The sequence below is a fragment of the Microcystis aeruginosa NIES-843 genome, from assembly GCF_000010625.1.
In the GTDB taxonomy this organism is placed as follows: Bacteria; Cyanobacteriota; Cyanobacteriia; order Cyanobacteriales; family Microcystaceae; genus Microcystis; species Microcystis aeruginosa.
In genome coordinates this window covers 3,169,192-3,181,230 of sequence record NC_010296.1, presented here as the reverse complement: position 1 = coordinate 3,181,230, position 12,039 = coordinate 3,169,192, and the positions used below count along the sequence as shown (strand labels likewise).

The window sequence follows — 12,039 nt, the reverse complement described above, 5'->3', positions numbered from 1 at the left end:
TTTAACAGTAAAGCCGTCGTAGAACGGCGGGGTTTCAGACCCAAATTTTCGATGATCGGCCTTCTTTTAAATAGGGTCTGCTGAATAAATCTAAAAACCTTGTTGGATAAGACTTTTGGACTTTTTTCCCCTCAAAAAGTGCCAGCCATTGCGGGGATCGGGGGGAAAATTCCTGGACTTTTTCCCTGAAAATTAGGTAGTTGACCACCTGAAAATCGATAAAACCCCACACCCCACACCCCACACCCCACACCCTGCCACCACCGAAAAGCTTTTTGCCGCAAACCCTAAATATTCTTGCCACTGCCCTTAGTTTATTAGTGGTTGATATTATCTTCCCCGGTGTTAAAGTCGATAGCTTTATTGTGGCCATGGTTGCGGGGGCAGTTATCGGTTTAGTCAACGGACTGGTTAAACCGATTCTAGGGCTGCTTTCCCTACCGATTACTATTCTCACCCTCGGTGGCTTTATCCTTGTTCTCAATAGCTTTTGTTTCTGGTTAGCCTCGATCCTCGTCCCGGGATTCGCAGTTAAGGGTTTAGTGGCTTTTATCGGTGCGCCAATCGTCCTCTCTCTGGTCAACACCCTCTTAAATAAATACTTCGCCGAAAAAGGTTCCAGCGAAGTACCACAATAGTCAGTGACCAGTTATCAGTTATCAGTACCTTTACTATAACACCTTTGATCCAAAAATCATACCTTCGTGCAGAAAAAGGCCAAAAATAAACACTTCGCCGAAAAGGGTTTCAGCGAAGTACCACAATAGTCAGTGACCAGTTATCAGTTATCAGTGCCTTTAGTATAACACCCTTTTTCGATCACTGCAAACTTTTTTCAAATTTTAGGCCAAGAATTTTGGACCCAAACCGACTTTCGGCGCGTACACCGCCCGATCGCCCAATTCCTCTTCGATGCGTAATAAGCGATTATACTTAGCCACCCGTTCGCTGCGACTGAGAGAACCGGTTTTAATCTGTCCGGCATTAGTAGCCACCGCCAGATCTGCGATCGTGGTGTCTTCCGTTTCCCCAGAACGATGACTGATGACAGAACGATAACCGTGACGGGTAGCCAGGGCGATCGTTTGTAGGGTTTCCGTCAAAGAACCGATCTGATTGAGTTTAATCAGGATCGAGTTAGCAATACCCAGATCGATCGCTTTTTGCAGACGGATAGGATTAGTTACCATCAAATCATCGCCCACCAACTGAATCCGCGCCCCCAGTTTATCGGTCAATAATTTCCAGTTATCCCAATCCTCCTCGTGTAAACCGTCTTCAATAGAAATAATCGGATAGCGTTCGACTAAACTGGCCAAAAAATCCACCATTTCGGCGGGAGAATGGGCAGAACCATCGTAGATGTATTGACCATCCCGATAGAATTCACTGGCGGCCACATCCATAGCTAAAGCCACCTGCGACCCCGGTTTATAACCAGCACGTTCGATCGATTCGATCAAAATATCCAAAGCTTCCTGATTTGAAGCCAAATTAGGAGCATAACCGCCCTCATCGCCCACACCGGTCAGTAATTTGCGTTCGTGCAAGGCCTTACCCAAAGCGGCGAATACTTCCGCTCCCCAACGCAAACCTTCCTTAAAAGAATCGGCCCCGATGGGGAAGATCATAAACTCCTGAAAATCGACGTTATTATCAGCGTGAGAACCACCATTGATCACGTTCATCATCGGGACGGGTAGTACATTGGCCATCGGACCACCGAGATAACGATAGAGAGGTAATCCCAGATCTGCCGCCGCCGCTTTGGCCGTAGCGAGAGAGACGGCCAGGATAGCATTAGCCCCTAATTCTCGTTTATTGGCCGTGCCATCGCGATCGATCATAGCTAAATCGATACTAGCTTGGTCGAAAGCATTCATCCCCTCCAAAACCGGGACAATTTTTTCGTGGACATTGCGAACCGCTTTTAGGACACCCTTACCACCGTAACGCTGGGGATCATCATCGCGCAATTCGTGGGCTTCAAAACTACCCGTAGAAGCACCACTGGGAACCTGGGCCAAACCGAGCGCCCCCGATTCTAACAGCACTTCCGCTTCGATAGTGGGACGGCCGCGGGAATCTAGAATCTCCCTAGCTGCGATCGCTTCGATGGGAACTTCGATTTTATCTAACATAACTTATCGTCTCCAACTCAATTTACGGGGTAATTTCGGCTGATTACTAATTGCCTAAAGGGAAATCCACGTTGACAATCTGCTTTTGATCATCAAAAACGAGGATTAAGGTATCCGTCAGTTTTTCAAATTGAATCGTCACCAACACCAGAGCCACACCGTCTGTATCCGCACCTTTTCTGACCTGAGTTCCCACGATCCGACGCACGGGGCCAGTACGCTTAAGTAAATTCTCCCAAGCGCCTTGTACTCTGGTGGGGAAAACCTCAGCTTTCAGGAAAGGGTGTAAAAAACCTCTGGCCAGGCCGTAGTCTTTGTTGACCAAGGACGTGACAAAAGCAGCGCCAATCTCAGAAATACTACGAAATTCGGGAAAATCGGCGGCAATTACCTGACCAGACCGGTTAAAGGTAATTACCACATCTTCAGTGAGTTTCTCAAATTCAACGGTGACAATCACCAAATTGGCATTGATAGCATCGAGTAGCTTGCTTTTGACAATGCGCTTAAACGGTCCAGTATTGTCAGTGACTTGGCTTTCCCAGACCTTTTGCAATTTTTCGGCAGTCCAGAGGGGTTTTAGTTGGGGTGACAAAGCTGCAATAACTTTACCGTATTGTTTAGTTCCCAACCATTCTACTAACTGCCGAGCTTGCTTCTCTTCCCGAACAGGATCACCAAGAGCGATCGCATTCGGTTCTATGTTCGCCTGTACTGGTGAAACGCTGAACGCGGTCCAAGGTAGGGAAAAACCCATTAAACACAAAGAGAGAATCGATAACCGTTTCGCTAATGAAAGCCGCATCATTTCAGCTATTGCTCCGCAAATAAATAACGTTTTTCCACTTGACGATTGAATTGATGCCATTGTTCATTAGTTAAAGCATTCAAGATCGGTCGATCGAGCAATATCTCTCCCCTTGTTATACTGGTTTAACGATTAAAACTACCGCCGAACGCGCTTGCACCCGATAGGTTTCCGATTCAATAGCGACGGCGGCATCTAAATCACAGGCTGCCTCGGACAATTGCCCAGCAGTATCGATGACGCGATGCCATTTTTCCTCTGGGAATAGGGGGGGTAACTGGAAGTTGAGAGATTCCCAGTAAGCGTTCAGCATAATGTGTAAATACTCATTTGCCTTGGGATGACGCAGGGAAAAAGCTAAACTGCGGGAATCTTCCGACCAATCGGGTTTACTCAACTGTACGCCATGCCAACTGAGATGGGGTTCAAGACTGGTATAGGTGACTTCTAGCAATTTTTCTTGACGGAAAAGAGCTAATTTTTTATTAAAATCGATCAGTCTCCTTACGAAACACCAAAGATCGAACTCTTGCTCTACCGCACTCCAATCGAACCAACTTAACTGGTTATCCTGACAATAGGCGTTATTGTTGCCCTTTTGGGTGCGTCGCACTTCGTCCCCCATCAACAGCATAGGTGTTCCTTGGGAAATGAACAGGATCGTTAAGAGATTTTTTATTTGTTGCAGTCGCAGGGTTTTAATCGCCTCGTTATTGGTTTCCCCTTCTACCCCACAATTCCAGCTAAAATTATCGTTGCAACCGTCCCGATTCTCCTCGCCGTTAGCCTCGTTGTGTTTCCCGTCGTAGGACACTAGATCGTTAAGGGTAAAGCCATCGTGACAGGTAACAAAATTTATACTTCTATTGACATCGGTATCAGGTCTGTGGTATATGTCGGGGCTTCCTAAAATCCGCGCCGCTAATTTCGTGACTATGCTGGTATCTCCCCGGACAAAAGCGCGTACATCATCGCGAAAAGGACCATTCCACTCGGAAAACCAATCGGCAAATTCGACAAATTGACCGACACTATACAATCCTGCCGCATCCCAGGCTTCAGCGATTAATTTTGTCCCGGCTAAGACTGGATCCGATTCGATCGCCCAGATCATGTTATAACCTTTTTGCAGGATCGGTTCCCCGTCCACATTGCGCGATAATACGGCCGCTAGGTCAAAGCGAAAACCATCCACGTGCATTTCCGACACCCAATAGCGCAAACAATCGAGAATCATTTTGCCCACAATCGGATGACTGCCCTTGAGGGTGTTACCACAGCCGGTATAGTTACTATAGAGGCTTTTATCTTCTGCATCGAGGATGTAGTAGGTGCGATTATCGATACCTTTAAAGGAAAGAGTTGGCCCGATTTCGTCCCCCTCGGCGGTATGATTGAAAACCACATCGAGAATCACTTCGATCCCCGCTTTGTGTAAAGCTTTCACCAGATCTCGAAATTCATTCAAAGGACCCAGGGGTGAGCGATCGCTACTGTAACCAGCATGGGGCGCAAAAAAGCTGATCGTGCTATAACCCCAATAGTTAGTTAACCCCGGCATGGCCGAAGCGGGATCAAAGTAATGAATCGGTAACAATTCCACGGCAGTAATGCCTAGGTTTTTCAAATAGGGTATTTTTTCGATTAATCCCGCAAAAGTACCTCTTTTTTCCTCGCTAACGCCAGAATTCGGGTTACGGGTAAAACCACCGACGTGCATCTCGTAGATAAAACTGGCAGAGTAGGGAGTGCGTAGCGGTTTGTCATCTTCCCAATCGTAGCGGCCCGTATCCACTACCAGACCCCGCAAAGCTCGATGACAATTATCGCCTTTTTCGCTGGCAGCTTGTCGATCATAAATTTCCGCACCGACAATCGCTTTCGCATAGGGATCGAGAACTACTTTATCAGGATCGAAGCGATGACCCTGGGCCGGATTATCCGGACCATAGACTCGATAAGCATACACTTGACCGGCTCCAATGCCGTGAACGAAAATATGCCAATAGAAAAAGGTGCGGTTGGTTTGCGGGGTGAGGAGAATAGTCCGGCTAGGTACGGGAGAATTAGCATCATCAAATAATAATAATTCGATCGCAGTGGCATACTTAGAAAATAGTGAGAAGTTGACACCATCGGCCAAGACAGTTGCCCCGACGGGATGGCTTTTACCGTGATCGGTTTCTAAGGTCATTGTCAAGAGATAAGAAGTGATTAGGAGTAGTATAAGATTATTCGGCGTTGCTGAATCAAGAGATGAATGCCAACTGTGTATCGCATCCAAAAGTTAGTTGGGGTCTAGGTTTTAAAAATCTCACCTAAGAAGATTCAGAACTCAAATTAGCAACGCCAGATTTTAATGGAGATGGTGTGATTAATTTCTAAGACCTTGCCCCGTTCAATAAAGCTCTCAATTTTCCGATATTTCAAGAAAACAATTAGAGGAGTTTTAAATGGCATTTCCAGAATATTTTAGTTTTGATTAAGCCAATTAATTAAGTCAGCTTGAGTCTCAAAGTCTAGTAATGCTTCTCCTAAGTCTTCTAATTGTTCAACGGCTAGTTTTTGGATAGTTTCAGTGATATGCGGGGGCAGTTCACCAAAACGTCGGTTAAGTAAGCGTAGCACTAGGTTGGCTTCTCCTTTTTGAAGTCCGATAGCTTCTCCTTCTTGAATGCCTTCGATTCTACCTTTTTGAAGTCCGATAGCTTCTCCTTGTTGAATAGCTTTTTCTCTATCTTGTTCGTATAAAGGGGCTAAACGCATAATAAATTTCCTCTCCTCCTGGGTTCTTTTGGGTAAGGCTTGCAAGTTCCTACTCAAATTGTATAATAATTTTAAGGAAGCTGATTTAAAGGGATGATTAGAAGACAAGGCCTCTAATTCATCAATCGCTCTGGTTCTGGTTCCTCCTCTACCTAATAATCTTAACCAAAGGGTTTCAGGGGTTTCAGGTAATTGATGCAGGACAATAAGGGATGTGGTTAATGCTGGAGGTAAAAAATAAATTCCTTCTCCCCAATCTGGATGATTGAGAGCGGAAAAAGCAGTTATAATTCTTTGACTGGCAGTAGGAGTTAGTATCCATAGTCTAGGAATATTTTCTGCTAATAAGGGTTGTTGATGACGGTGAGCTTCTCTTTGTAATTGTTCCCGCACAGTCAACAGTTTAGATAAACAAGCGATAATTCCCTCAATCGTGACAGGATTGCGATAGGGTTCCAATAAACAAGGGGTTTGAGCTAATCGGCCCAATAAACCTAATTCGGGCGGTATTTTGGGGGAAGTCGGTCGAAAATAGACATCGATTTCTTGAGTTTCTGCCGTCACATTAAGGCTAGTTTTCACGTCACCGGAAGAAGAGAGAAAAGTTTCGAGGTAATCTTTACTAAATTTATCCCAAAGAAAGCGAGTCAAGGCTTAGGTGATTAAATCAATGATGAGGGTTATTTTATCATCTTCAAAGCCTGATTAGGAAAATTGGCAGCATTGCAGCTTTAGTTACAGATTTTTCCTAGTTTTTGCGCTAGAACTGAAAGGTTAATCAGCAAAAAACGCGCTCGACGAATGAAACCGCAAATCATCGTCTGTGGATTAGGTCGCACGGGTTATAAAATCTTTTGTTTACTCAAACAACAATCTGCGGCAGTAGTGGCGATTAGCGATCGCCAAATGGTCTGCGAATACCAGTCTGATATTATTATCGGCGATCCCTGCTCTCCTAAAACTCTCCTGCAAGCTGGTCTCCCGGATGCAGAAACCCTAGTTTTGGCCATCGATAACGACGCACTCAATCTGGAAATTCTCACCCGTGCAAGGATAATTAACCCGAAAATTCGGATAGTTAACCGACTATTTAACGAAACTTTAGGAGAAAGACTCGATCAAACCCTCCCTGCTCACGTTAGCATGAGCGTTGCTTCCCTAGCGGCTCCGATCTTTTCCTTTGCTGCCCTTGGTAATAAAGCTATCGGTCAATTACAGCTATTCGATCGCCTTTGGCCAATTCAAGAGATAATTATCGAGGAAAATCATCCTTGGTGGGGATTACCCCTCTACGAGCTTTGGGACGATCCGGCCCGGATGTTAATCTATTATCTCCCGGCTCACGACGAAATTGATCTGGTTTCCGCAGTTCTTTCGGGCAAAAAACTCCAAACTGGCGATCATCTGATTATCGGCAATAAACCGACAATTAAGGCAAAACAGCGTTTTAAACTGCAAAAGTGGCTGAGAAATCTACTCAATCTCCGTCCCTATCAGCACTATGTCCAACCGGTAATTCTTGTCACCCTTTCCCTCTTGGGGATGATTTCCCTTGCTACCGTTACCTATCTCAGCGTTAATCAAAAAATTTCCCTCGTCGATTCCCTCTATTTTTCCGTCGGGATGATTACCGGTGCCGGAGGTAACGAAAAAGTGGCCGAATCTACCCCCGATAGTATCAAAATTTTTACCGTGGTCATGATGATTGTCGGTGCGGGGGTTATCGGTATCTGTTATGCTCTCCTCAACGATTTTATTCTCGGTAGTCGCTTTAAGCAGTTTTGGGATGCTACCCGCATTCCCGTCCGCAATCATCACATTATCTGTGGTTTAGGAGGTATCGGCACCCGGATCGTGCGACAATTGCACGACCAAGGCTGTGAAGTGGTGGTGATCGAATCGGACCCCAATAATCGATTTTTGCATTCCGTGCGCTCCTGGGGAATCCCCGTTATCATCGAGGATGCGCGTCTAGTGGCTACCCTAGAAACCGCTAATATTAACAACGCCGAATCTTTGATCGTGGTTACTTACGAGGATATGATTAATGTGGAGATTGCCCTCACTGCTAAAGCGATCGCTCCTAAAATTAATCTAGTTTTACGCTGCTCTCAGGAACAATTCGGGCGATCGATTCAAGAGGTTTTTGATTTTGATACGGTATTATGTCCCCGGGATCTAGCTACCTATTCCTTCGCTGCGGCCGCTTTGGGCGGTAGAATTCTCGGTAATGGCATGACCGATGATCTCCTCTGGGTTGCTTTGGCTACATTAATCACACCTAATCATCCTTTTATGGGGCAAATTGTCAAGGAAGCGGCGATGAATGCCGATTTTGTGCCACTTTACCTAGAAAAACAGGGTCAAACTATCCACGGTTGGCAATTACTGGAAATCACTCTCGATCAAGGTGATATTCTTTATCTAACTATGCCGGCTATGCGTTTACAACAGGTTTGGCAAAATACTTCCCTAACTATTCCCCAATCTTTCCCCGATTTAAAATGATTTCTGGTCTTAATTATCTGAGCAAAGCTAGTTATCGCTGTATCTTGAGTTTAGGCAGTGCCGGCAGTATTTTAAGTCTCGCTAGTGCCAGCAGCATTTTAAGTCTGGTTAGTATCGGCAGTATGCTCAGTATTGGCAGTGTCGGCAGTATTCTCAGTATTGGCAGTGTTGGCAGTATTCTAAGTGTCGGCAGTGTCGGCAGTATATTTGGCATTTTTCAATATCATTCTCTGCCTAACTATCCAGAGTAGTTCTAATGAACTACTACTCGCCGCTTCTTTGTCGATGGCGGTTTTTTGAGTTTAAACTGTGGGGCGATCGCTTTTTATGTAAACAAAATAGAAAGGTTATTAATCGGATTAAGGGATTTATGAGGCTGCGGCAAAACTAACACGACGATAAATTTCTAGCAAGGGAAGTTCAACGTTTAAACTCTCCAGAGGGATTATTTGACTAAGTTGATCGTAGGTTTGCAATTGCCAGCGATCGCTCTGTGCGAGTCTAAAATATTGCTCAATGTAGGGTTCAGTTTGGCTAACGAGCAGGTATTCACAAAAACTTGGCAGGGAACGATATTTTCTAAATTTATCACCTCGATCATCTGCTTCCGTGGCGGGGGAAAGCACCTCTACAATAAATAAAGGATTAAGAATTTCGTCTTTGCGATCGCCGTTAAATTCCGGTTCATGGTTAACAACCATGAGATCGGTATAGGTTCCACAATGATATTCAGGAATCCACACCCGCAGATCGCTGTTATAGAGACGAAAATCCCTATCTCTCAATAAAAATCCCAAAAAAACCGAGATATTGATCGCGATTGCGCTGTGGGTTGCGGTTCCTCCAGGCATAAGAATCATTTCTCCATGGCAATATTCATAACGTTCCTGAGAAGTTTCAGCGATCGCCCGATATGCTTCCAAAGTGACAGGGGTTTTGGTGACTGTCGCAATAGTTGGTTTTTCTTGAGCGATAATCATCTTTGTCTTTCTCCGATATTCTAAGTGGCTGGTTATAATTAAATTAATAATGGATTTTAGGTTCGATCCCCCCTGCCCCCCTTGATAAGGGGGGTGCCGATAGGCGGGGGGATCCCCCTTAATAAGGGGGCATCTGATAATTTTTAACGCCTACCCACTTATTAATTAATTTTATGGTTATTTTTTAGGGATTGTGGGGAAGCGATCGCTTTTTATCAAAATAGAATTAGAACGGCGATCGCCTTGTGATCATCAGTTAATAAAACAATAAAATTCGGGAAAAATGAACCAAGCCAGTCTTCAATATTTATCCGATAAAAATGGCTAAAAGCTTGGAATTTGATCGGTTGGCTTTTGAAGATTTGGCTTGGTGGGTTGAGGATGACCGCAAGCAGACTTTAAAAATCATTAGGCTGATTCAGAAAGTTCAACGGCATCCTTTTTAAGGAATTGGTAAACCTGAAAAGTTAAAGATGGAAAGAAAGTCAGGTATTCAGGTTTGCTAATTGTTCCTGAATATTAGCTTGAGTAGAGAGTTTTTCGGATTTTTCCCATAGAGCGTTAAAGATACTTTTATCTGTCTCGACAACTCTTGTTTGATAGGAAATATAACCTGATTCTGTTTGACCATTCATAGTTCTTCTCGCTGTAAAAGAATTTCTGGGAACAGATAAGTTTTCGCTAATTAATAGGTTGGTATCATCCCAACGATAGCCTTCAACATCTTTGGCTTTTTCCTGACAAATCCAAGCAACTTCTATGCCAGAGTTAAGTTGTTCCTGAATCACCTGTAAATGCTTTGGAGTCGGAACTTCAGGAAGAATAAAAACTCGTTGAATAGAAATCCCTCTTTTGATTAGTTCTTCGTTAACTTCCCAGAATTTTTGACCAAGAGGATTATCCCACCAGATGCAATCTGTCATGGAGTGAATAGCCAAGATTCGAGATTGACTTTGAGGATCAATGTGTTTGAGTAGTTGAGCAACCTTTTCTAAACGAGATTCGCCGCTAATTTCAATGTTAATTTCAGGCATAATTGTGTTAGTCAAAATTGTGCCATCAAGGATGGTTAGATTATTTTCATCTAATTTAACATCGGTCAAGTTAGCTCCCGTTAGATTAGCTTTACTCAAATTGGCATGACTTAAATCGGCTCCTGTTAAATCAGCTTTGCTCAAATTGGCATGACTTAAATCGGCTCCTGTTAAATCAGCATTAGTTAAATTAACCATCGAAAGATTAGCCTGACTGAAGTTACATCCCATCAATTTTGCATCGGAAAGATTGCCTGGGGTATCCATTAAATTGACTTGGCTGAAATTCAGTCCCCAAAAATCTCGTTCGCCAATTTTGTACAAATATTTCAATTCTTTCGTGCTATGAATATCGGGGTGATATTCATCGGGTGCATAAACGGCAATCATCGCTTTGACGTAGGCGAAAAAATAAGCCTTGAGAATATTTTCGTGGGTGTGGATGGTAATCACTTTTTTACCATCATACTCGACCACCACCTTGACAGTTACGTCTCCTTGTTGACCTTCTTTTAAGTTGGCCAAATAGACAGATTTAAGGATATGTTTAACCTCAACTAAATGAGCTAGAGCCTCATTAAAAGCAGTACAAAGTGCATCTACTGAACCTTTTTTAAAGGCTGATTCAGTGTAACGCTCTTGGGTTTTTGTATTACATAGGATAACTGTCGCGGAAGTTAAATTGTTATTGGCACAAAGAATTTCAAAGTTCTCAATTTTCCAGCCTTGAAAAAGCAAAAGATTATCTTCAAAGAATAAGTTTTGTTGAGGCTCGTTTTCTAAAAGCTGATTGAGTTTTACTTTTTCATGTTCCATGGCAGCTTTACCGAGATTTTTGAGAGTTCTTTCGATAGAAGCTGGCGAGGTATCTTTCCCTAAAAACTGTGAGAATAAGGAAGGAGAACCCACAAAAGGATACCCACTGGCAATGAATTCTCGATCTCTGATGGTGATAATACCTGCTAGGCTATACTTTCTGGCAATCTCAACTTGAATTGCCGTTGTTAAATTAACGTTGGGATATTTTTCTAGGTCGATTTCTTTCAAGTTAACTTGGCCGACGTTAATCTTGCTCAGAAGTTCAATGATCGAACGATTGGCATATTCTTGAGATTTAAGATTTGGTTCTTCGTTACTTGGTATGGTTCGATAGGGGGGCATAAATCGACTAAATCCTTATCTGGCAAGAGACTTAATTCGATTAGTTCGCTCTAGATAAAAAACAATTGACAAAAATCGCTAAATGCCTTTCTATATAAGGGTTCCATCCCTTATAACCCCCGTCCATTGCATAACAATTACCGAAGAGCCTAAGATTTTTCATACTATGCCAAATTTGTATTAATCCCATTTCGCCGATGTAAGGATTAATTTTTCCCTCTAAAACAAGTCCCATAACCCTAGCAGCTTCCCTGTTAAGAGTCGTCTGATTTCGTAATAAAAACTCTTCAATCAGATCAGCGTCAATTAAGACTTTTGGAGCTTGAGAATTGTTGTCTTTTGATTGGAATACTCCTAAGTTATCAAGAAAAAAATTAATATTTATACTAGGATGATTAGTTACCTTACGCAAACTAAGCTTGATTTCGTACTGCACAAAATCATCAGATTCGCTTTCGAGATTATTTCTCAAATCCCAAAGTTTTTTAATAACTTGAGGCTCAGGATATTCTCCCAATTTCCTTATGATTTCAGCACGGCGATCGCTATTCTGTTCATTGTCTAGTTGAGCTAACAACCCATTAATAATGGTGTTTTCCATTTTTAAATCAATCTCCTTGATTGGTGGTCTTCTCATCCGC

General features: G+C 43.3%; 10 protein-coding genes and 1 pseudogene. 4 read left to right on the top strand and 7 right to left on the bottom strand.

The window, feature by feature from the left end:
• Positions 1-131: 131 nt before the first annotated feature.
• A complete protein-coding gene (locus tag MAE_RS33830; protein ID WP_162467763.1) occupies positions 132-284 on the bottom strand; it encodes a hypothetical protein in 153 nt (50 codons plus the stop codon).
• Between the two features lie 36 nt (positions 285-320).
• On the opposite strand from MAE_RS33830, the gene MAE_RS15190 reads away from it, so the two are divergent.
• Positions 321-638 carry a phage holin family protein gene (locus MAE_RS15190; protein WP_002798188.1) on the top strand — a complete coding sequence of 106 codons (318 nt, stop codon included), beginning with the start codon at positions 321-323 and terminating at the stop codon, positions 636-638.
• 204 nt (positions 639-842) lie between these two features.
• Here MAE_RS15190 and eno read toward each other — a convergent pair whose 3' ends face one another.
• The 4 genes from eno to MAE_RS15170 all read right to left on the bottom strand — a co-directional run bounded on the left by eno (position 843) and on the right by MAE_RS15170 (position 6,366).
• Positions 843-2,141, bottom strand: a complete 1,299-nt coding sequence (gene eno, locus MAE_RS15185) for a phosphopyruvate hydratase (protein WP_012266379.1) — start codon at positions 2,139-2,141, stop codon at positions 843-845.
• A gap of 46 nt (positions 2,142-2,187) precedes the next feature.
• Positions 2,188-2,949 (bottom strand): DUF3887 domain-containing protein, encoded by a 762-nt coding sequence (locus tag MAE_RS15180; RefSeq protein WP_041804146.1) that lies wholly within the window; start codon positions 2,947-2,949, stop codon positions 2,188-2,190.
• Between the two features lie 115 nt (positions 2,950-3,064).
• Positions 3,065-5,143, bottom strand: a complete 2,079-nt coding sequence (gene glgX / locus MAE_RS15175) for a glycogen debranching protein GlgX (protein ID WP_012266377.1) — start codon at positions 5,141-5,143, stop codon at positions 3,065-3,067.
• A gap of 278 nt (positions 5,144-5,421) precedes the next feature.
• On the bottom strand, positions 5,422-6,366 hold the full coding sequence (locus tag MAE_RS15170; protein ID WP_041804145.1) for a DUF4351 domain-containing protein: 945 nt from the start codon (positions 6,364-6,366) through the stop codon (positions 5,422-5,424).
• Between the two features lie 150 nt (positions 6,367-6,516).
• On the opposite strand from MAE_RS15170, the gene MAE_RS15165 reads away from it, so the two are divergent.
• Positions 6,517-8,223, top strand: coding sequence for a potassium channel family protein (locus MAE_RS15165; RefSeq protein ID WP_012266375.1), 1,707 nt, complete (start codon positions 6,517-6,519; stop codon positions 8,221-8,223).
• Positions 8,220-8,474, top strand: coding sequence for a hypothetical protein (locus tag MAE_RS15160; protein WP_002750132.1), 255 nt, complete (start codon positions 8,220-8,222; stop codon positions 8,472-8,474). The genes MAE_RS15165 and MAE_RS15160 overlap by 4 nt, the downstream gene beginning before the upstream one ends.
• A 117-nt stretch (positions 8,475-8,591) precedes the next feature.
• Here MAE_RS15160 and MAE_RS15155 read toward each other — a convergent pair whose 3' ends face one another.
• Positions 8,592-9,203 carry a Uma2 family endonuclease gene (locus MAE_RS15155; protein ID WP_002757327.1) on the bottom strand — a complete coding sequence of 204 codons (612 nt, stop codon included), beginning with the start codon at positions 9,201-9,203 and terminating at the stop codon, positions 8,592-8,594.
• 320 nt (positions 9,204-9,523) lie between these two features.
• Between MAE_RS15155 and MAE_RS36480 the strand changes: the two genes are divergently transcribed.
• The gene (locus tag MAE_RS36480; protein WP_041804808.1) at positions 9,524-9,649 is read left to right on the top strand and encodes a type II toxin-antitoxin system YoeB family toxin; all 126 of its coding nucleotides are present in this window, start codon (positions 9,524-9,526) and stop codon (positions 9,647-9,649) included.
• Positions 9,650-9,688: 39 nt separating this feature from the next.
• Here MAE_RS36480 and MAE_RS15145 read toward each other — a convergent pair.
• A pseudogene (locus MAE_RS15145) lies at positions 9,689-11,999 on the bottom strand (pentapeptide repeat-containing protein).
• Positions 12,000-12,039 lie beyond the last annotated feature (40 nt).